Below are 19,638 nucleotides of genomic sequence, written 5' to 3' on the forward strand. Positions count from 1 at the left end.
ATTATTGGAAGCCTTGCTGTTTTCTCATTTTGATAGCAGCAAGTGAGGCTTTAGCGAGTTCAATCAAGTCGTCACGCAGCGCGTACGCTTCGTCATTCATACCATCAAGACATAAGTGCTCAATTTTTCTAGCGAGATTAGAAAGAGGTCGATTTCCTAGGGCAAGAGCCGAGCTCCCCAAAGTATGAGTCTCAAACTCAAGTGTTGGGGCATCTTTTTGGTCAATGGCATGAATGATTTTATCTATGCGCAGCGCTGATTCACTGAGGTAATGGTCGATAAGTTCAGGTAAGACTTCGGCACATGTATCTTCAATCACTTGCTGGATGACGCTTTCGTCGACAAGGCGCTCGTCGATAATTTCGGTAGTTTGCTTTTCTTCCACGGCTGCTATCTCTTTCTCATTCAATACTAGGTATAACCAGTATGAAACTGGGCGCTATTTAAATTAAGAATAGATCAATTTTTTCAACTAGTTGTGCGCTCTGTAATGATTTTGTTAATCAGTTAACAGCTTTGGTGTTTTTCTGAGTGTAAACAGCGATGTATAAACAAGCACTCCCAAACGGAAAAGGGCCTAGAAGCACTCATCTGTTGTGTAGCTGTCGTTATGCACACTGATTTAAAAAATCGGATTTCAACAGGCCCTTTTGCCATTTCGCTCTCCAACTGGCGGGAAGAAATTTAAGCCGCTCAATTTCCCGTGCTATTTCCTGCGCTAGTAGGTTGGTCACGTGTGTTCAAGACTGTAGCAATTTTTGATTGACCATTGCCTTGGAGTAGCGCAATACCCTTCTTTACTTGTTGCTGACTGGTTTTTCCTGCCATGACGACTAGCAGTGTTTGGTCGCAAACATTAGCAATCACGGTTACTGGTATGTTAGAACGGTTGATATGTAAGACAGGCGAAGTATCGAAAACGATACGGTCAAATGTGTTTAGCCATGTTTCAACCTGTTTCATTAACTATCGGGCTTTTTAATTTCAATTGGTTAAATTCGTCTGTTGGCGCCACTACGCCCGTAAAAAGCTGTTTAGTCTGTGTGTGTTCAATCCATGTTAATGAGTCTGTCGTCTCTACGGGCTCTATCGGCGCAAAGTTTGGGTGAAAAGTATTGAGGTCAACCAGTAAGGTCCTATGTCCGGCAAAAAGATATCGTTCGACTAAGGCAGTCGCTAAAGAGGTAACGCCTTCATCACTTTGACACGCAGTAACGCATACTGTCTTAGCACTATTGTTTTCGGCATTTAAGTAGAGCTGCTCGATTTCGCACAAGGTTCCTTGAATACTCATTACAACGCTCCTATTAAGACAATGGTGGTCGCTAGACGCAGAATATCTTCTAAGCCCACACGAGCTTTTTCAATAAAGCTATCTTTCTGGTCGGGAATAAAGATAGTGTCACCGGCTCTAATTACTGGCAACTGAAAGACGTTGGCGGTTTTACTAAACTTAACAAGGTCAAAGGTTCGAGCTTGTCCCTGACAGCAGGACATATTGACAACGGAAATCTTTTCCAAGTAGGCATTATCACTCGGACCGCCAGCTTCTGCGAGAATGTCGAGAATCGTCATGTTGTCATCAAAAACATATCGTCCCGGTTTGTTCACCGCTCCAAGAACTCTGATCGTTGACTCTTTGCTTCGGTCTAACCAGATTTTGTCTTTTTCTGGAATGTAAATGGTGTCGCCCATGGTGACGTTTGGCAACAAGCTTTCATCTCCCGTTTCGAAGTACAAGGATAGATTTAACTCACTGACTTTGGCGTAAGTTTTATCGCGATGAGTAACGCGAATATTGTGTAAATCTGCATCCTTAGTAGGTCCATCAGCCGCGGATAAAATATCTAAGAAGTGCATATCTTTTGTAAATCGGTATCGGCCCGGAGCATTCACTTGGCCAAACACATAGATTGATGCGTCTGAGCTTTGTCTTACCCACTGAGATTTATTATCCGAAGGGTCTTGTGGTAAGTCGTGGACGCGAACAATGGAGCCTGCATAAATCACAGGTAGGTTTTCTCTCGCTCCCCCTGATAGGATAAACGCGTCTAGGTCGAAAACTTCAAGTTGACCACTGCTGGTAACGACTTCAATTTTGGACGTATCTGCACGTAGGGTAGGACCGCCAACATGAGCGAGTAGGTCCATCATATCCATTTCATTTGACCACTCAATACGGCCAGGGCGAACGACCTCACCAATGACACTCACCGCGCGATCAGGCGAAACCTTGAGCCAAGACTTTTCGTTCATATCGGTCTTTTCCGGTACGAAAATGGCGTCGCCAGCAGAAACTACTGGTGGCTGAATGCTGCTTAACCCTTCGGTGTATGCAGTTAAGTCAAAACGATAGACCTTACCGCTGGGCTTGAGAACTCGGATCTGACGAGATTCAGCAAATCGGGTAGGACCACCTGCATTCGCGAGAATGTCCATAAAGGTAGCGCCTTGCTTGCTCTCGTAAGCACCGGGTTGTGCTACTTCACCCATGATATAAACCACATTAGCACCCGACTTAATTTCTTCTTCCTGTTTTGGAACAAAAATGGTTGACCCGGGAGTGATTCTCGGCAATAGCGATTCGTTACCAGTATCTAGATATCGCTTCAAATTGAACACTTTTGGCGAGTTATCGCTGATAACGCGGATTTTTTCTACAGTGGCATAGCGAGTCACGCCACCAGAACGCATAAGAATGTCGACAAGATTGGTATTGGGTTTGTAGGTGAATGAACCCGGTGAATTCACTTCACCAAAGACTTTTATTGCTGTACGGCTGTCCGCACTATCACCAGAGTTTGCTTGTTTGCTGGCATCAAACTCCTGTTCGATATTACCGACAAGGGGTGACGCTGCCACAAAGAGAGAGTCCATAGATTGCAACTTGGGCAACTTACTCTCATCGCCAGTATCGAGGAACTGTTTGTAATTGAAGGTGATCTTTTCGCCGTTGCGGCGGATAAACATATTGTTCAACTGGGCGCCAGAGCGCAATCCGCCAGCCGCGTGCAGTGCCGTTTGAATATCTGCTTGATCATCAAGCTTGTATTCTCCCGGAGCATTGACGTAACCTTGAATAGAAACCAGAACCTGACGTTTTGCTACAAAAACAGAAGCGGAACTCAAATCGCGATACACGTCGGAAAGTCTATCTAAAACCGCTTTTTCAAGCTGCTTAGCATCGTAACCGGCGACGTAAACTTGGCCGATTTCAGGCAAGGTAATTCTTCCTTTTTTGTTTACGTCAAATGCCTTGTTTAATGAATCTTCACCGGGCAAGTTGATCTGAATTTGATCGCCCACTTGAACGGTATCCGTATCGGCAAGACAGGGAAACGAAACCGCAATAACCAAAATGGCAAAAGAGATAAGCTTAGTCATAATCACTCCCTATCGTTCCGCTTGAGAACGTTCTTTGTCAGACAGTATTTCAACGCTTACACGACGATTGGTAAGTTTTACCGCTGGACTATCCCCTTCAAACAGAGGTAGCGACTCACCAAGTGAATTTGTTGTGATTCTTGATGGCTCCAAGCCAAAGATAATCAAGTAGCGTTTCACTTGTTCAGCGCGCTTTAGGGCGAGAGTTTGATTGTAATCTTCATTACCTGAAGCGTCAGCGTGACCTGTGACTGATAGTTTTAAGTTAGGGAATTCTTTTAGAGTGTCGGCAGATTGGCTAGATGCCCCATATATTTAGGGTTTATTTCAGCCGAGTTTAAAGCAAACTGGTTGTCGACATTAAGAAGTTCGAACAGTTCATTGATCACGTCGATTGAACTGACAAAGTGATCCTGCTCTTCCGGCGGTACACAACGCGTTTGTGATTTTACGTAGTCTAAACGCAGCTCCAATTCATTGAGACGTTTTCGTTGAATGATCAAATCATTGGCCGCGTCGACCATTAAGCCGCCTTCCAATTCACGTGCGATACGATTTTGCTTTTCTAACGCTTGTACTACTGCTGCTGGAAAGCACCAACGGGCGCCTTCGCGTATCAGAGAATCAAGGTGAAGTTTACTCAACTTCCAATCGAATCTCAGACCGTGCTCAGGACCCAACGGCTCGTCAGGCATGACTGGTGTAAAGTTAGACTGAATGTAGTTCTCACCTAAACCACCAGTGCCTTCTTGCGGATAGCTTGTACAGCCTACGACAGACAGCAGACATAAAAGCCCCAAAAACTTTTGCCCTATAACACCCATAATCAACCCCTTAATTACGGAAAATGTTAGTGTGTGTTCTTCGAATTGACGGGAATAGCTTGTTCGATTCGAAGAAGGTTAATGATCTGTAGTGGCTGCCCAGATACGTTTTCAATACGCATTTGGCGCTGACGTTCCACTAATCGTTTAAACAGATAAACCAATGCGCCAACACCTGAAGAGTCGAGAAAGCTGACTTTGCTAAAATCTAACTCAACTTCAGTATGGGACGGGTCAGAGATGATGCTGTCAATATCTGTTTGAGCAAGGCGACTGCCTTGAGCATCCAAGTTACCGTTGATTACAATGGTCATGGTTTCTTTTGAAGTTTCGATTTTTCTAAGTTCCATATGCGTTCTCCTGTTTGCGTTTACAGCTATAACGCACAATATGTGCCAATATTTAACTGTTAAAATTCAACAACATATGGAAACCACTAGTTACATTTCTCATTTTGAGAATCGTAATGAATGACAGATTTTTATATTGATTATGCAAGGGATTTCTCTTTTTTAAGAGACGAAGGATGATCCATCTCTAATTGTTACACTCTTCGCTTTGAACTATTAGTTATGCGTATTGAATACTGAAAACTGATTGAAAAAGTGGATGCAAAATGTACAAAACTCTTATTCCATTACTGTTAGCGCTATTGGCTTTGCCAATTATTGCGCATCACGATCCAAGTAAGTCTGATTTAGCGACGCCTAATTTGAGTTACGAGCCCCTAGATTTTCGCCACTATTGGATTAGTGAAAAAATCAAAGGCAAACGCGTTCTTTGGAATGGAGAAAGGTTAATTAAATCAGATGGGCGAATTATCGCAGCTCCAAAGTGGTTTACAGAGGGGCTACCCAAAACGCCGATTTCTGCCATTTTGAAAGTTAAATATCAGCAGGTTGATGACACAGAGATAGATTGGCATGAAAGCAAAATTTTTGCGTTTGATCTCCCTGATAACGCAGGTACATTTGAAAAGCGCTATTTTAACTTGGTCTATTTGGTTCGTGGGTTGCGCAAGGACCACATCAGCTATTTATATCATTGGCCTTTAAAAAGCGAACAAGAGCTACTCAACTATTTAGACAAAGTAGACCCAAACAAGGTAACTAAAAAAGGTTTGCGCAAGGTAACACTGCGTTATCAAGCAGGAAGTGGTGGTAGTTATCTCGACATCGATGCCTGCACAGAGGCGAGAGCCATAGTTGTCGGTTATAAAGTCGATACCTCAGACGACAAAGGCTCTTTACTCGCTTTGCTTGTTGAAACACTTGGTGGCCACCATTTTTACATTGGCGCAGGGCTCTCTGAGGAGCAAAAAGTGAATCCGCCCAAACTTGGCGACGCAATAACTTACCGATTTAATGGCAAAAGCGCCGACGGTACACCTCTATTTGTTAGGTTAACATCGAAGGCTAGCGGCTAGGAGAGTGCCCGCAACGTTTAAACAATGCTTGCCAATACTCCACGTGCTCCTTGATCGAAGCGCGAAACTCGCCGTGAACATTGGCAAGCGGATAAGTGTACTTATCGTTAGCAAGGTGGAAGAGCTGTGTATAAGGGGCAACTTGTAAGTAGAGACCGTCTAGGTTTGCTAAATAAGGTTGGATTTTTTCAACATACTGGCTCTGAAAGATATTCTTTAAGTAGTTGAACTGCGTTTTATCGCGGCCTTTTTCACACACTACTTTTCCATCGGCAAACTTTAATGCTGCGGTTACGGTTGCCAAACTCTCTGAAGCGCTTCTCATCGAAAAGAGCAGAGGCCCCAGCACTACTTTTTTTTCTATGACTTCCTGATAGGGCGTTATGCTTTCCATTTGCCCAGAAAGAACGGATTGAAGCGTCGCTAGGCTTGCAGTGAGCTCACTATCGAGTGAAGTAATGTTTGGAGAAATCCACGTTTGAGTGCCGAGTTGAGAGCGAAATGCATCACTAGAAAAAATAGTGTTACTAACATAGATAGGTAACTGCTGATACTTGATGGACTCTATTTCTGTAAGCTTTTTAGAGAGCATTTCAGAGATTTCATGGGATGTTTTACAGCGATTCAAGCCGTTCAACAAAGCCACTTGAAAATCGAGTTCTCTAAATGGGTCTTGTACTTTTCCTAAAATCGAATTTCTTTCCGCAATCAGATTAAACAAACCGCATTTGCGCAGTTCATAACTTTCAAGTAGACCAAGAGTTATAGTCTCAGGTTCGATAGTGAGCTCTCGTTTGCTCGGGAGAACGATTTCAGAACCATCCCCTATATCAACAGAAGGGATCTCTAGTACACGAGAAACTCGGTCTAGATAAGATTGAAATTGTGTCGACTCACTAGGGGAGAAGCAGCCTTGTAGTAAGGCTGCTTGTAACAAAACAAATAGAGAGGGGAAAAGCGCAATTTTCATAAAGAAATTATACGCAGATATTTAAGATTAGCTCAGTGAAACAATCTTTTTATCGGCTTGCAAATTCAAGTTGTACTTGATCAGACTGCTTGTGCATCCAGTGTAGGCGCTGTCCAAGTAGTAACGCTGCAGAGGAAAGACCAACAATGAAACCTATCCAGAAACCGTGAGCGCCCATTGGTTCAACAATCCAATTTGTCATTCCCAAGATATAACCAGTCGGTAGGCCCAGTATCCAGTATGCGATAAAGGTTCTATTAAAGATTGAAGACATGTCTTTGTAACCTCTTAATGCTCCGGCCGCAACCACTTGAATTGCGTCGGTAAACTGGTAAACCGCCGCTAGGAGAAGCAGCTGTAACGCGATTTCAATTACCGCTTTATTATCGGTATACAGCAAGGCAACTTGTTCTCTAAACAACAAGGTTAATGTTGCAGTGAAAACAGACATCAAAAGTGCCACGATAAGACCAACACGTGAGGCAATCGCCGCACCTTCGACTTGGTTTTCGCCAAGTTTGTGTCCAACGCGAATACTGACCGCTGCACCAATACTCATCGGCAACATGAAAACCAAACTGGAGAAGTTGATGGCGACTTGATGCGCAGCGACAATAATTGGTCCAAGTGGTGCGACAAGAAGAGCGACAACAGCAAACAGTGTTACTTCAAAAAATAGTGCAGCGGCGACGGGAAAGCCGAGTTTAAACAGGCGAACCAGCGCTTTGAGCTCTGGTTTATGAAATTGTTTAAACAGTGCTATATGCGCCAGCCTAGGGGAGGTGAGAACGTAAGCGAAAAGAAAGGCGAACATCAACCAATACACTATTGTAGTTGCCACACCACACCCAACGCCACCTAATGCAGGTGCCCCAAACTTACCGTAAACAAAAATCCAGTTGAGAGGTATATTAAATAGCAATCCAATAAAGCCAATTACCATCGCTGGTTTAGTCAGCGACATACCATCAGTAAAACTTCTCAATGCTTGAAAAAGCAGAAATGCTGGTACTGCAAACATCACTGCATGCATATAACCATTGGTTTTTTCAGCCATCAAAGCTTCGACGGACAATAGATTTAAAATGTGTTGAGTTTGCATCAACACCGCAATCGTAGGAACGGAAACCAGCAATGCCAGCGCAATTCCTTGGTGAATTTCAAAGGGTATTTTGTGTTGTCTACCTGCGCCGTTAAGCTGCGCCACGACAGGGACTAAAGCCATTAAAAGTCCGATGCCAAACAGTATTGTTGGTAGCCAAATGCTCGATGCTATTGAGACTGCAGCCATATCGGTGGCACTGACTCCACCTGCCATTACAGTATCGACAAATCCCATACCTGTTTGAGCTACAGATGCAATAAGTACAGGCGTTGCGAGTTTAATTAATTGGTTTGCTTCTTTTTTGTAACGATGCACAATAAGAACTCCATAATTGCGCGATTTAAATAGACGCTAGTCTTAGGCGAGCGGTTCCATATGATAAAGGGATCTCGCTGTTTTCACCATACAAAATTGGATTTGATGATGTTCACAGGTATTGTTCAAGGGACAGCACAAGTTGTTGCCATAGACTCAAAAGAAGAATTTCAGACTCATACACTTGAGTTAGACAGTTCACTGATTGAAGGACTTAATATTGGAGCTTCCGTTGCTCACAACGGCTGTTGTCTTACGGTCACTAAAATCGAAGGGAATGAGGTTAAGTTTGATTTGATGCAGGCAACCCTAAAACGAACCAATTTGGGTGCGTTGAAGGTAGGAGATAGGGTCAATGTAGAGAGAGCAGCTAAATTTGGCGATGAAATTGGTGGCCATAGTATGTCTGGCCATATCAGCCACCAAGCCAAGATAAGCAAAGTAGTCGATTCAGAAAATAACCGAAGTGTTTGGTTTGAAATACCTGAAGATAAAATGAAATACGTTTTGGACAAGGGGTACATTGGAATTGATGGCTGCTCTTTGACTATCGGTGATATCGAAGGAAATTCGTTCGCAGTACACCTTATTCCTGAGACCCTTACGCGAACCTTGTTTGGTAAGAGAAAAGAAGGAGAGTGGGTTAATATTGAATACGATCCACAGACCCAAACTATTGTCGATACGGTAGAAAGAGTTCTTGCCAATCAATAAAACAAGCAAAAACTAAAAAGCGTCCTTTAGGACGCTTTTCGGTTCAAAATATTTGCTCATCGTCGGCGTCGACCACCAGTTCTATTTTGTCGGCTTGTTCGTCCACCATCATATTGAGGTGAATAGCGTGGCAGCAAGCGGGACAATCATCATAAAACTCTTGGCTACCGTTAGACGCATCTAAAGTGATGCGAATGGAATGACCGCAATGCGGGCAACCAACTGTTTTTTCGGTATATTCTCGCATATTTCCTTCCTTACTTCTTCGACGAGTTAAGTAAATAATATGCTGTGAAGTTACTAATAGACGGAAATTAAGTGCAAACTTTGACGGTTGCCTGATATTACCTTGAATTCAATATGGGCGAGGGTATAAAGCGGTGAGAAACATCAGAAATGCCAATGCTTCTCACGCAAGGTTATCAATAAGAGAGGATTTTGTTTATTAGCGACTGGGCTTCGTCTAGGTAGTGGCCGCCAAACTGATTGTAGTGATTTAGAATGTGGTAGAGATTGTAGATATCCTTTCGTTCACCGTACGAGAAGCTCAAAGGAGATACACTTTCATAACCTTGGTAAAACTCTGGTTGAAAACCTCCGAAAAGTTCGGTCATTGCAATATCACATTCTCGATCACCCCAATAACTGGCAGGATCGTAGCAAATAGGCCCAAATGCACTGTTAGCCACATTTCCGTGCCATAGATCGCCGTGTAACAATGAAGGAGAGGGGTTGTGATGCGCAAGACGGTCGTGAACTAACCGAGTAAAATCAGCGATGTCGACCAAGTCTACGCCTTTTTCTCTAACCAGCTGTAACTGCCAACCGATCCTTTGCTCAGAGAAAAAACGTCCCCATTTTTTGTGCCAAGGGTTGGGTTGAAGCGTTTCTCCAATATAATTGTCCTGATCGAAACCGTACTCTTTTTGCTCGCCCCAGTTGTGTAGTTGTGCGAGCTGCTTGCCAAACTCAAAACTATTTTTGGCATCATCAAGGGGTTTAGTCGGTAAATAATTGAGGATGAGAAAAGAGGCTTCTTTTGTTTGACCGACGTGTACAAGCTCTGGGACGAAAACAGTGGAACTTTGTCGCAACGCCTTAATGCTCTCGCCTTCTAGTTCAAACTTAGGTAAGAATGTGCGGTCATTCGTCTTTACAAAATAGCGCTGCTCTCCATCACTGATCATATAACATTCATTAATATCACCCCCGGAAACCCGGAGTTTTTCCTTTATTTCAAAGTTAAAAAGCAATGTCTCTGAGAGTTGTTTCGCGATTGACTGCCACATAGTTTTCTCACCTATCAACTTTCACACATAGTTAGTCTAGGTCAGAACTTGATTGTTTTCTGGACTAGAACGCAAAGAATTCAACGATTTGTATCAGAAATGAGTTTGATACAAAGGAATTTGTGATCTCTATCGTTAAAGTACACAGCGTAGCCCATTGGCGCGCAACGCGAAAACTATGCCGCAATCGATTATTTACTGACATATAGTTCAGTAGTGTGATGATTACGCAGAAAATTTCACCGATTGAACATAGATAAGTTGTGTAATGTTCTTGATATGTCTTAGTATTAATGGTGTATTCTTTTTGCTTGTATAAATATGGGGAGTGACTGTGGTTGTTGAAACCGATGGTTATCTTGCTTTAATAGAACACTTAGCCTTTAACCTTGACGTTTTCACTGCAAGTAGTGGAGACACGGGTAAAGAAAGTGTCGAAGACGTAGTTACTGATATGGTGGCGAGTAATATCATGGCGATATTCGAGCAAAACCCAGAACTACACTCTAGTGTGCGTTTTCAATTACTGAAAGAAGCGGATTCAGTGGTGGAAGACTTAGGGGAGGTGTTGGCCGGTGTTTGGGCCCACCCAGCAACAAATGACCAAATTATCTTCCTTGATGAATATATCGCCTTGGTAAAAAATCTTTTTGATACTGCCGTTGCGAAGTACGACTAATACGATAATGGTGGGTACTCGCTACCCGCCTAAACTGCCAAAATTTGCTCGCCCAATAAGGATTGTCTATCCGCGAGATAATGACGCCTTTTGAAGTGGAAGCATGCATAAACTGCTTATCACCCAAATAAACTCCTACATGGCGTACTTTTGGTGACGTTTTAAAAAATACCAAATCACCAGCGCTTGCCTCACTGTAGCTCACTTCCTGACCGCGTTTTACTTGGTGTAATGTGGTTCGGGGTAAATCAATTCTAACCGCATCGCGATAAGCAATTTGTACAAAGGCGGAGCAATCTACGCCATTTCTATCATTTCCACCTAAGCGATAAGGCGCGCCTTTCCAGTCATCAAATACGTCTAGAAACTTGTCAGTCACGTGAGAATCCGAGTTAAGCCTAAGGGATTGGGCTAAAGAAGCGTAGTGCCCGCTGTTTGTTTCAGAATTATGACTACATCCTGTAAAAACAAGCACTAACAACAAAATTGTTAATCTCGCCGAACTTTTTGCTGGATACGTGAACTTGGTTCTAACTGACATTTTGCTGTAACACTCCGTACATAAACTTTTCCTCAAATTAAACTTTTTTACTAGATGTAGGTTGTCATGACGCCGAAGCTCAAGCCCAGTTTATCGCTAATACAGTCGATTAGTGCCGTGTTTATCACCATTACTGTTTTAGTCACGCTTCTTTCCTTTACCAGCTTACGAGGGCTAGCACAGATTGGTCAAGAGTTTGAAGACCTTTCTGAAAGGGCGCTCCCACTGGCGATGAACAATGCGGACTTAACCCAATCGATTTTGTCGCAAGTAAAGCAGATTAGCTACGCTGCACAAACCAAATCGTTGGATGATCTCGACATTTATAGCCACCAAATTGAAACTAATCTCAAACAGTCTACTCATCTAATGGAACAGGCCTTCGCGTTAAGTGGACAGTTCGACAGCGCCATAAATGAACAAGAGGCGAAATTACTTCGTTCACATGTAGAAAAACTTCGCCAAGATAGCTTGTCGGTATTGAATAATCAGAGACAATTGATCGAAATGCAGTCGCGCATTGATACCGAAATTACAGGATTTAGATACGGTTTGAGTTCCATAGGGCCGGAAATGAATCGCATCAGCTCATTCTTAGCCGTGGACAACCCTGAATCCTCTGATGCCGCCAACCGATTTATCGCTAGTGCTAGTTCGATGGAAAGCACATTTTTGATGTTGATGATGCAAAACGACATTGAGAAAGCCAAAAATGAATATCGCGAAATGAGAAATCGTATTGCAGGCATAGAACTCGCCTTTGACGATTTTAAAGAATGGCATCCTGACGTCATCGAGTTTTCTAGCCTTATCGCACCCTATGATATGGTTAGAGAAGGGTTCAAAAAAGACGGTGTTGTTCAGCAAATTCTTGCTAAGCTCGCTCTATACGAGCAGCAACGTGACCTTGTAACGTCAACTGGTGTAGAAGCAAACAATACCATAGAGCTACTAAACGTACTGGCCGAACATTCGCACGAAATGGTTCAAGACCGAAAATCAGTCGTCAACCATACCATCAGTGATATACGATCCTACCAGATTATCGGTAGTGTAAGTCTGGTTGTTTTGATCGTCGCGTTTTGGATTTCCATGCGCGCTTGGGTTAATCGCGGACTATCAAACGTATCTAAGCACCTAAATCGACTTACCGAACACAACTTCGCATCTTATATGACTTTACGTGGGCCAAATGAGTTAAAAGATGTCGCGTCACTCATTAATCAGGTGATCGTTTCGACCAGAAATTCACTCATTGTCGTGCGAGACAACAGCGAAAGCTTAAACAAAGTGGCCCAGAAAGGGTCAAGAGCAGCCAATCTTTCACACCATGGTATCAATGAACAACACAACGCTTTAACCAAAATGGTTACCACGGTTAGAGAATTAGAAGAATCGATCGGTGAAATCTCTAAGATTACCTACGACTCTTTTAATGATTCAAACAATGCGATTGAGAGGTGTAGCCACGGGGTGGGCGCCATAGATGAAAACCAAACCACTTTAATGTCTCTACAACAAACGCTCGATCTTAACGAAAAAACAATGAGCGAACTTGATGAACGCGTAGGGCAGATTAGCCAAATGGTCGATTTGATTGCAGGTATCGCTGATAATACCAATCTACTCGCACTTAACGCGGCGATTGAAGCAGCAAGAGCAGGTGAACAGGGTAGAGGTTTTGCAGTGGTTGCAGATGAAGTCCGCAAATTAGCCAGTGATACCTCAGATCAAACCAATCAAATACGCGAACGCATGCAAGGTTTGATATCCGCAGCGGAACAATCTAGAGAAGCGGTTGTTGAAACGCGTAAAGAGATGGATATGGCGATCCAATCGAGTAATGATGTTAAAGCCACCTTCCACGCTATCGAAAAAGCGGTCAATGAGATAGGTGAGCGGATTGGCGAAATTTCCGTAGCAACGGAACAGCAGGAAACTTCTACTGCAGACTTCACTCAGGCGATCACCAAAGTTCAAGAGCAAAGTCAGCAAACGCGAACTCAACTAAATGCATTAGTCGATACTTCAGAAGAAGTCGCGCAGATCGCGTTAGAGCAAAATGGTATGTTACAAAAATACCGTCTCAACCAAGTCTAATTATTTCTCTCTGAATGGCTGGGTCATCATTTGGTCCAGCCTCTGTTCCTTTCTTCCCTTAAACCGATCAATGCCAATTTTTACTTTGTCGTGTCCCTTTTCCGGTTGGGCAATGTAAGTACCAAACCAGCGATCCCAGACCGATAAACAGAAACCGAAATTTGAATGGGTTTCTCGCGTTATCTGAGAGTGATGAACGCGATGCATATCTGGAGTTACAACGATTTTTCGCAGCCATTTATCAAGGTTCAAGGACAGATAAGCGTTACTGTGATTAAACATGGCGCTGGCGTTTAGTAGTATTTCAAAAAGTAATACAGTCAGTGGTGAGACACCGAGCGCTATCACGACACCTATCTTAATCCACATAGAAATAAGGATTTCAATTGGGTGAAAACGAGCGCCAGTGGTCACATCAATATCTTGGTCGGCGTGATGCATACGGTGTAATCGCCAAAGCCAAGGAAGCCTATGAAAAATAAGGTGTTGAATATATATCGCTAAATCGAGTAATACGACACCCAGCACTACTTCTACCCAAGTCGGAAGAGCAAGCCAATAAAAAATCCCAATATGATTTTGCATCGCCCAATAAGCAGTTTCAAAAGCTAAAACAGGCATTGCCAATGTAAGCAACACCGAGTTAAAAGCAACCAAACCTAAGTTATTTAACCAGCGATAAACCTTATTTTGTGTTAGCCGCTTGCGGGGCGTAGCCCACTCCCAGAGCGCACAAAGGACCAAGACTGAGATAAAAATACTCAAACGTGCAGAATTAGGGTCCATAACTGACTACCTTACTTTTGCCAAAAGCGTATGCGAAATAATAATTGATAAAAGACTCCAGCCCAGTAAAATCGTGGCCCCAGTTAACTGAGAAACACAAACGATGCGCATTCACCAGTTTCACAAGCTTATTCAACATAGACAGGCTATTTCAACCAAACCTTTCAATGCAAGAGGAAGTAAAGTTGAGCGTTGTCAGTTGTGTTGTGTGAGCCTTTCACACTGTATATGCGAATTTTTGAAACCCTCTCAGTCTGACTTTTCTGTTTTGCTAATCGTATCTGGTAATGAAGTTTTAAAGCCGAGTAACACCGGACGACTAATCGCCGACATAGTGGAAGATACTCACGTCTACCAATGGCATCGTACAGAACCACAACCGAGTATGCTCGACTTACTCAATGATGAGAATATGTGCCCTATACTGGTTTTTCCAGAGCAGTACATAGAAAACAAAGACCGCATCGTGACTCATCCATCTGATTTACCGTTAGCAGACAAAAAGCCGCTTTTTGTACTGATCGATGGCAGTTGGAGAGAAGCGAGAAAAATCTACAATAAATCGCCTTATTTGCAGTCACTGCCTGTCGTGTCAGTCGCGGCTGAACGCGTGTCCGAATACATAATGAGGAAATCAGAAGGTGAGAACCATCTCGCGACTGCAGAAGTGGCCACCATGGTATTCGAGCAATTTGGCAAAAGCGCGGTCTCTAAAGAGTTATCCCTATGGTTTGAGGTGTTTAGAGAGGCATACTTGCTAAGCAAAACACGAATCAAGCCCGACTACACGCGCCCTGCGTTACATCGTTACCTGGAACTCGAACGGTAAAACCTTGAAGTGCCTCTAAAAATTTTCCCTTCATTGATGACGTCTTAATCAAGTATCACCCGATTCCATAATAAATCTGTTCTAGGTCACGGAACGTAGGCTTGGCTATGTGGATAATGCGAGGAGTTTTGAGATCAGGATTACTGTACTTCTTGTCTAGCGTTTTCTAGGTAAAAGTCGAGGCTAAAATAAAAGCGAAAGCTTGGGTTTGCAGGAGCGCCAAGACTTATCGTCAACATATCGAACTCGATTTTTATTCGTTCCTTATCCTTTTGCCTGTTTAGGGGAACTGCAAGTAGGGTTAGGGGGCAAGATTAGCCATGAAAGTACAAAGGTCCGCCTTATTTTATATCTGGGAGAGAACACATGTATTACGGCTTTGATGTCGGTGGCACTAAGATTGAATTTGGTGCATTTAACGAAAAGTTAGAACGCGTAGCGACAGAGCGCGTACCAACCCCTACAGACGACTATTCACTCTTAGTCGAAACAATCGCAGGCTTAGTTGCAAAATACGACCAAGAGCTGGGGTGCGAGGGTAAAATTGGTCTTGGTCTACCCGGTATGGAAGACGCTGACGACGACACTGTACTTACGGTAAACATCCCTGCGGCAAAAGGTAAGCCGTTGCGCCACGATCTTGAAGCGCGCATTGGGCGAAGAGTAAAAGTTGAAAACGACGCTAACTGTTTTGCGCTGTCAGAAGCTTGGGATGACGAACTGAAAGACGAAGAATCCGTGATGGGTTTGATCTTAGGTACTGGCTTTGGCGGCGGTCTTATTTACGAAGGAAAAGTGTTCTCTGGTCGCAACAACGTTGCCGGTGAAATGGGGCACATGCGTTTACCACTTGATGCTTGGCTCCACTTAGGAGAAAACGCACCAATGCTGGACTGCGGATGCGGTAACAAAGGGTGTATCGACAACTATTTGTCAGGCCGCGGTTTCGAACTTCTGTACGCTCACTACTTTGGCGAGAAAAAGAAAGCCATTGATATCATCGGAGCGTATAACGAAGGAGAAGCTCAAGCCGTTGAACATGTAGAACGCTTTATGGAGCTACTTGCCATCTGTTTTGCAAACCTATTCACTGCCAACGACCCTCATGTGGTAGTTTTGGGTGGTGGGTTGTCTAACTTCGAGCTGATTTACCAAGAGATGCCAAAACGCGTACCTAAACATCTACTATCTGTTGCTAAGTGCCCTAAGATTGTTAAGGCTAAACACGGCGACTCAGGTGGTGTAAGAGGTGCAGCGTTCTTGAATATCAAAGACTGATATACCTCAGATTCAAAAAAGGCTTGCTCAGGGCAAGCTTTTTTATGTGCTATTTTTTGCCGACGCCTCGGTTTTCTTTTTGCTTCATGGTTATTTTTTCAAACCCGAGCTTTCTAAAGTGGTTGTCGCGATAATTTCTTACTGCTTTGGTATCTGAAACCGCTTCAATCTGCTGCTCCATTTTCAAGTAATCTGAAATATCGATGCCTTCGGCATCGGCAACCGCTTCGTGAATGGATCGAAACTCTTGGTATGAAAATGTCAGTGTTTTTTCTTCACCCTTATAGGTGTAAATAATTGTGCGAGCCATAACTCTCTCTGTAGAACCTAGTGGTCATCAAATCTGGCTAGATTCTGCCTTGTAATGGGATAATTGTCACGGTTTCTCCTTCTTTTAGAGTATCTATGTGGGGCGGTATTTCTATTAAGCAGTTGGCCTCACTCATTGAGCGTAAAATTCCAGAACCTTGCTTGCCCGTCGTTGTTACCACCAATTTACCGTCATTGGCGATTGTAAACACACCCCGTGTAAATTCTGTTCGTCCTTGCCTAGAGCGCATATCCTCTGTAGCAACCGCGGTTATTTTTGTGCTTTCCCATCCTTGTTCTCCTTGGAGCTTTCGAATAGCTGGCTCGACAAAATTGATAAAGGAGACCATGACGCAACGGGATTGCCGGGTAATCCAAAAAATGGCACCGAACCAATTTGACCGAATGCAAGAGGGCGGCCCGGACGCATGTTGATTCTCCAGAAATCAATTTTTCCAAGTGTCTCCATTGCTTGTTTGATAAAGTCGGCATCACCAACGGATACACCACCAGAGGTGATGACAAGGTCACAATCACTAGCGGATTTCTCAAGTGCTTGAGTCATGCTTTTTTCATTGTCGTCTAGGATCCCAAGATCGACAATTTCGCATCCGAGTTGTTTGAGCATACCGTGAAGGGTATAGCGATTTGAATCGTATATAGAGTCTTCTTTCAATGTCGTACCGGGTAGTTGAACTTCATCTCCGGTAGAGAAAATAGCAACTTTAACCCTGCGATAGGTTTGACATTGTTTTAGTCCTAATGAGGCTAACATACCCATTTGAGAAGACTCAATACGGGTTCCCTTGGCGAACACCAGTTGACCATTTTTCAAATCTTCTCCGGCACTACGGACGTTCTGCCAGATCTAATTTTTGCTCCAGAAAACGTTACAATGTCACCATTTCTTTTCGATTCTTCACGCATAACTACCGTGTCAGCGTGCTCGGGTAGCGGAGCGCCTGTCATAATTTTAACGGCTTCTCCTTTTAATAAAGGCTTAGCGTAATGGTATCCCGCTTTAACCTCAGCCATTACCTGATAGCAATCTCTGCCAATGTCGTCACCGCGAATAGCGTAACCATCCATTGCTGAATTAGTGTATGCAGGCACGTTGATGGGTGAGATTACATCGTTAAACAATACTTTTTTATGCGCTGATGCAACGTCTTCTGTCCTCGAATCATCGATCGGCTGAATCCTAGCTAGGATTTTTTCCACACCTTCTGCAACTGATAGGAACGCAGGAGAAAGTGCATCGCAGCTAGTCGGTGTTACGCTCGGTTTGTTATTAAACTTATCCACGTATTGTTGAACAAAGGCTGCAATCGCATCCAAATTATTGATGTCCATAAACGGACAATTGGCGCCTTCTGGTCGAGAATCGGCAGCGATCGCAATGATGTTTGAATCATTGGCATACAACCAAGGTTTACCAACCACTTCACGATGCAATTCGATTTTTGGAAAGCAGATGTTTTTACATCCTTCAACCAACACAATATCGAGCTGTGTAGTGTCAAAGCGACTTAATAGATAATCAAATTCAGATTCTCTATCGGGAGTTTCTGTCATTAAAGCAAAACGATTTCTTGATGAAATCAACATTTGACTCGCACCGGCTTTTCTCAAACGGTAACTGTCCTTGCCGGGCTTATCGACGTCGAAGTTGTGATGTGCGTGTTTAAGTACCCCAACTCTTAGCCCCATATCAGTGAGCTTGGGCAAGAGTTTTTCGAGTAGGGTGGTTTTTCCTGTACCAGAATAGGCAGCAAAACCGAGTAGTGGGATTTCGAGTCTCTGTTTCATGAACTGATGTTTCCGTATTCTTCTAGCTCTTGCAAAGTATTGAGATTGATAAAACAGGGTTTGTCATCACTAAAATCGACGTAGTGGGTTCGGCACTCTTTGTAGAGTAGGATGATCTTTCTGTCGCCTCGCTCTAGAAACGCGGTAAGTTTTGCAAGTACCCGTTTGTGGTAGAGGGTAAAAACCGGTTGCTGATACTCTCCATCGTGGGCAACTAGGATATCCAACTCGTCCGTTGCCTGTTGGCTAAAGCGTTGAACCAGATCTAGAGAAATAAAAGGACTATCACAGGGAACAAACCCGACCCAATCACTATCGCAATAATTTAAGGCTGCGTGAATTCCGCCTAATGGCCCGGGATAATCCGAGATGTTGTCCGCGAACACCTCACCGTATTGACCGTAGATATCTGCATTTCGATTAGCGTTGATAAAAATGCGGTCGGTTTGCGTAGCCAACCGACTCAATACGTGTTCGATTAGAGGCTTGCCGTTTAGTTCGACCAAGCCCTTATCAATACCGTTCATTCTACTGGCTCTGCCGCCAGCTAAAATCACCCAACTAATTTGCGTTGGAAGTAACATATTCTTGCTCATGTGCTGTTTCTGGAATCACTTGTAAAAGTGGTGATTCCACAAGTGTGGCATTTTCAATTAACCAACGTTTATGACATAAGTTAGTTAACTCATTTTTTTGATGGCTTGTAATAACGATACTGGCGCCGCGATCGAGTAAGTCTTTGGCCATCACTACAATTCGCTTGATGGACTCTATATCTAGAGAGGCACTAGGTTCATCCATTAGAAGTATCGAAGGTTTGATCACCCACGCTCGTGCCATTGCAACTCGCTGGCGTTCTCCACCGGATAAAACCGAAATGTGTTCGTCAGCTAACGTTTCTAATCCAACCATTCTAAGCGCTGTTATTACACTATTTCTTTGTAGTTTGGAATCGTTACTATCGTATTTAATGCCATAAACCACATTGTCGTATACGGAACCATCAAACAGGTATGGCGATTGATGCAGATAGACGACGTCTGTGCGGCCTCTACGCGCCCAGAGTGTTTGTAGCCATGAGTCGTGACTCGCATTCACTTTACCCGTTGATGGTTTAATAAGGCCTGCCAATATCTTAAGTAGTGTAGTTTTACCTACACCATTATCACCGCTGAGATAAATCGCGTCGTTTGGTCCAATGCTCAAATTGGGAATGTGAAACAGAACCCGTTCTTTGTATCGCATCGAAAGCTGCTGAGCAGTAATTTGGATCGTCATAA

At 43.5% G+C, this 19,638-nt stretch carries 19 protein-coding genes and 3 pseudogenes; 6 read left to right on the forward strand and 16 right to left on the reverse strand.

Annotated elements, in window-relative coordinates; all coding sequences use genetic code 11:
• Position 1: 1 nt before the first annotated feature.
• The 6 genes and pseudogenes from BLO31_RS20910 to BLO31_RS20930 form a co-directional block, all read right to left on the reverse strand.
• A complete protein-coding gene (locus tag BLO31_RS20910) occupies positions 2-385 on the reverse strand; it encodes an Hpt domain-containing protein (RefSeq protein WP_245688531.1) in 384 nt (127 codons plus the stop codon).
• A gap of 308 nt (positions 386-693) precedes the next feature.
• A complete protein-coding gene (locus BLO31_RS24655) occupies positions 694-963 on the reverse strand; it encodes a P-loop NTPase family protein (RefSeq protein WP_245688532.1) in 270 nt (89 codons plus the stop codon).
• Positions 950-1,294, reverse strand: coding sequence for a P-loop NTPase family protein (locus tag BLO31_RS24660; protein WP_245688533.1), 345 nt, complete (start codon positions 1,292-1,294; stop codon positions 950-952). The genes BLO31_RS24655 and BLO31_RS24660 overlap by 14 nt, the downstream gene beginning before the upstream one ends.
• Entirely contained in the window at positions 1,294-3,384 is a 2,091-nt protein-coding gene (locus BLO31_RS20920) for an SLBB domain-containing protein (protein ID WP_070971441.1), read from the reverse strand. Before BLO31_RS20920 ends, BLO31_RS24660 begins: the two co-directional genes overlap by 1 nt.
• Before the next feature lie 9 nt (positions 3,385-3,393).
• Positions 3,394-4,208 (reverse strand): annotated as a pseudogene (locus BLO31_RS20925) (OmpA family protein).
• A 26-nt stretch (positions 4,209-4,234) separates the two neighbouring features.
• Positions 4,235-4,558, reverse strand: coding sequence for an STAS domain-containing protein (locus tag BLO31_RS20930; RefSeq protein WP_070971443.1), 324 nt, complete (start codon positions 4,556-4,558; stop codon positions 4,235-4,237).
• A gap of 266 nt (positions 4,559-4,824) precedes the next feature.
• Here BLO31_RS20930 and BLO31_RS20935 point away from each other — a divergent pair, with 266 nt between their 5' ends.
• The gene (locus BLO31_RS20935; protein WP_084659974.1) at positions 4,825-5,634 is read left to right on the forward strand and encodes a hypothetical protein; all 810 of its coding nucleotides are present in this window, start codon (positions 4,825-4,827) and stop codon (positions 5,632-5,634) included.
• Here the strand turns inward: BLO31_RS20935 and BLO31_RS20940 are convergent.
• Positions 5,624-6,604: a DUF3080 domain-containing protein gene (locus BLO31_RS20940; RefSeq protein WP_070971445.1), complete on the reverse strand. Its 981-nt coding sequence runs from the start codon at positions 6,602-6,604 to the stop codon at positions 5,624-5,626. The genes BLO31_RS20935 and BLO31_RS20940 overlap by 11 nt on opposite strands.
• A gap of 49 nt (positions 6,605-6,653) precedes the next feature.
• On the reverse strand, positions 6,654-8,024 hold the full coding sequence (locus BLO31_RS20945) for an MATE family efflux transporter (protein ID WP_070971448.1): 1,371 nt from the start codon (positions 8,022-8,024) through the stop codon (positions 6,654-6,656).
• A 108-nt stretch (positions 8,025-8,132) separates the two neighbouring features.
• Here BLO31_RS20945 and BLO31_RS20950 point away from each other — a divergent pair, with 108 nt between their 5' ends.
• On the forward strand, positions 8,133-8,738 hold the full coding sequence (locus BLO31_RS20950) for a riboflavin synthase (RefSeq protein ID WP_070971668.1): 606 nt from the start codon (positions 8,133-8,135) through the stop codon (positions 8,736-8,738).
• Positions 8,739-8,781: 43 nt separating this feature from the next.
• Here BLO31_RS20950 and BLO31_RS20955 read toward each other — a convergent pair whose 3' ends face one another.
• Positions 8,782-8,985 (reverse strand): CPXCG motif-containing cysteine-rich protein, encoded by a 204-nt coding sequence (locus BLO31_RS20955; RefSeq protein WP_070971451.1) that lies wholly within the window; start codon positions 8,983-8,985, stop codon positions 8,782-8,784.
• Between the two features lie 175 nt (positions 8,986-9,160).
• On the reverse strand, positions 9,161-10,027 hold the full coding sequence (locus BLO31_RS20960) for a fructosamine kinase family protein (RefSeq protein WP_070971454.1): 867 nt from the start codon (positions 10,025-10,027) through the stop codon (positions 9,161-9,163).
• Between the two features lie 334 nt (positions 10,028-10,361).
• Between BLO31_RS20960 and BLO31_RS20965 the strand changes: the two genes are divergently transcribed.
• Positions 10,362-10,706, forward strand: a complete 345-nt coding sequence (locus BLO31_RS20965) for a DUF3802 family protein (protein WP_070971457.1) — start codon at positions 10,362-10,364, stop codon at positions 10,704-10,706.
• A 22-nt stretch (positions 10,707-10,728) separates the two neighbouring features.
• Here BLO31_RS20965 and BLO31_RS24665 read toward each other — a convergent pair.
• A pseudogene (locus BLO31_RS24665) lies at positions 10,729-11,247 on the reverse strand (NlpC/P60 family protein); the annotation flags it as partial.
• A gap of 66 nt (positions 11,248-11,313) precedes the next feature.
• Here BLO31_RS24665 and BLO31_RS20970 point away from each other — a divergent pair.
• On the forward strand, positions 11,314-13,347 hold the full coding sequence (locus BLO31_RS20970; protein ID WP_070971460.1) for a methyl-accepting chemotaxis protein: 2,034 nt from the start codon (positions 11,314-11,316) through the stop codon (positions 13,345-13,347).
• Here the strand turns inward: BLO31_RS20970 and BLO31_RS20975 are convergent, their stop codons facing one another.
• A complete protein-coding gene (locus BLO31_RS20975; protein WP_070971464.1) occupies positions 13,348-14,133 on the reverse strand; it encodes a sterol desaturase family protein in 786 nt (261 codons plus the stop codon).
• Positions 14,134-14,236: 103 nt separating this feature from the next.
• On the opposite strand from BLO31_RS20975, the gene BLO31_RS20980 reads away from it, so the two are divergent.
• Both BLO31_RS20980 and nagK read left to right on the forward strand, forming a co-directional pair.
• A complete protein-coding gene (locus BLO31_RS20980) occupies positions 14,237-14,962 on the forward strand; it encodes a tRNA-uridine aminocarboxypropyltransferase (protein WP_070971467.1) in 726 nt (241 codons plus the stop codon).
• A 366-nt stretch (positions 14,963-15,328) separates the two neighbouring features.
• Entirely contained in the window at positions 15,329-16,240 is a 912-nt protein-coding gene (nagK, locus tag BLO31_RS20985) for an N-acetylglucosamine kinase (protein WP_070971470.1), read from the forward strand.
• Positions 16,241-16,289: 49 nt separating this feature from the next.
• Here the strand turns inward: nagK and BLO31_RS20990 are convergent, their stop codons facing one another.
• The 4 genes and pseudogenes from BLO31_RS20990 to BLO31_RS21005 form a co-directional block, all read right to left on the reverse strand.
• Positions 16,290-16,550 carry a DUF2960 domain-containing protein gene (locus tag BLO31_RS20990; protein ID WP_070971473.1) on the reverse strand — a complete coding sequence of 87 codons (261 nt, stop codon included), beginning with the start codon at positions 16,548-16,550 and terminating at the stop codon, positions 16,290-16,292.
• Between the two features lie 37 nt (positions 16,551-16,587).
• Positions 16,588-18,358, reverse strand: a pseudogene (locus BLO31_RS20995) (bifunctional molybdopterin-guanine dinucleotide biosynthesis adaptor protein MobB/molybdopterin molybdotransferase MoeA).
• A complete protein-coding gene (mobA, locus tag BLO31_RS21000) occupies positions 18,355-18,942 on the reverse strand; it encodes a molybdenum cofactor guanylyltransferase MobA (RefSeq protein ID WP_070971475.1) in 588 nt (195 codons plus the stop codon). Before mobA ends, BLO31_RS20995 begins: the two are co-directional and overlap by 4 nt.
• On the reverse strand, positions 18,920-19,636 hold the full coding sequence (locus BLO31_RS21005; protein WP_070971478.1) for an energy-coupling factor ABC transporter ATP-binding protein: 717 nt from the start codon (positions 19,634-19,636) through the stop codon (positions 18,920-18,922). The genes mobA and BLO31_RS21005 overlap by 23 nt, the downstream gene beginning before the upstream one ends.
• Positions 19,637-19,638 lie beyond the last annotated feature (2 nt).

Source organism: Vibrio sonorensis, from assembly GCF_001854765.1.
GTDB lineage: Bacteria > Pseudomonadota > Gammaproteobacteria > Enterobacterales > Vibrionaceae > Vibrio > Vibrio sonorensis.

Bases quoted from the DNA above. Each gene is read 5' to 3' on its own strand.
- BLO31_RS24655 (WP_245688532.1), bottom strand. From the start codon at position 963: ATGAAACAGGTTGAAACATGGCTAAACACATTTGACCGTATCGTTTTC.
- BLO31_RS24660 (WP_245688533.1), bottom strand. From the start codon at position 1,294: ATGAGTATTCAAGGAACCTTGTGCGAAATCGAGCAGCTCTACTTAAAT.
- BLO31_RS20920 (WP_070971441.1), bottom strand. From the start codon at position 3,384: ATGACTAAGCTTATCTCTTTTGCCATTTTGGTTATTGCGGTTTCGTTT.
- BLO31_RS20930 (WP_070971443.1), bottom strand. From the start codon at position 4,558: ATGGAACTTAGAAAAATCGAAACTTCAAAAGAAACCATGACCATTGTA.
- BLO31_RS20935 (WP_084659974.1), top strand. From the start codon at position 4,825: ATGTACAAAACTCTTATTCCATTACTGTTAGCGCTATTGGCTTTGCCA.
- BLO31_RS20940 (WP_070971445.1), bottom strand. From the start codon at position 6,604: ATGAAAATTGCGCTTTTCCCCTCTCTATTTGTTTTGTTACAAGCAGCC.
- BLO31_RS20950 (WP_070971668.1), top strand. From the start codon at position 8,133: ATGTTCACAGGTATTGTTCAAGGGACAGCACAAGTTGTTGCCATAGAC.
- BLO31_RS20955 (WP_070971451.1), bottom strand. From the start codon at position 8,985: ATGCGAGAATATACCGAAAAAACAGTTGGTTGCCCGCATTGCGGTCAT.
- BLO31_RS20960 (WP_070971454.1), bottom strand. From the start codon at position 10,027: ATGTGGCAGTCAATCGCGAAACAACTCTCAGAGACATTGCTTTTTAAC.
- BLO31_RS20970 (WP_070971460.1), top strand. From the start codon at position 11,314: ATGACGCCGAAGCTCAAGCCCAGTTTATCGCTAATACAGTCGATTAGT.
- BLO31_RS20975 (WP_070971464.1), bottom strand. From the start codon at position 14,133: ATGGACCCTAATTCTGCACGTTTGAGTATTTTTATCTCAGTCTTGGTC.
- BLO31_RS20980 (WP_070971467.1), top strand. From the start codon at position 14,237: ATGCGCATTCACCAGTTTCACAAGCTTATTCAACATAGACAGGCTATT.
- nagK (WP_070971470.1), top strand. From the start codon at position 15,329: ATGTATTACGGCTTTGATGTCGGTGGCACTAAGATTGAATTTGGTGCA.
- BLO31_RS20990 (WP_070971473.1), bottom strand. From the start codon at position 16,550: ATGGCTCGCACAATTATTTACACCTATAAGGGTGAAGAAAAAACACTG.
- mobA (WP_070971475.1), bottom strand. From the start codon at position 18,942: ATGTTACTTCCAACGCAAATTAGTTGGGTGATTTTAGCTGGCGGCAGA.
- BLO31_RS21005 (WP_070971478.1), bottom strand. From the start codon at position 19,636: ATGACGATCCAAATTACTGCTCAGCAGCTTTCGATGCGATACAAAGAA.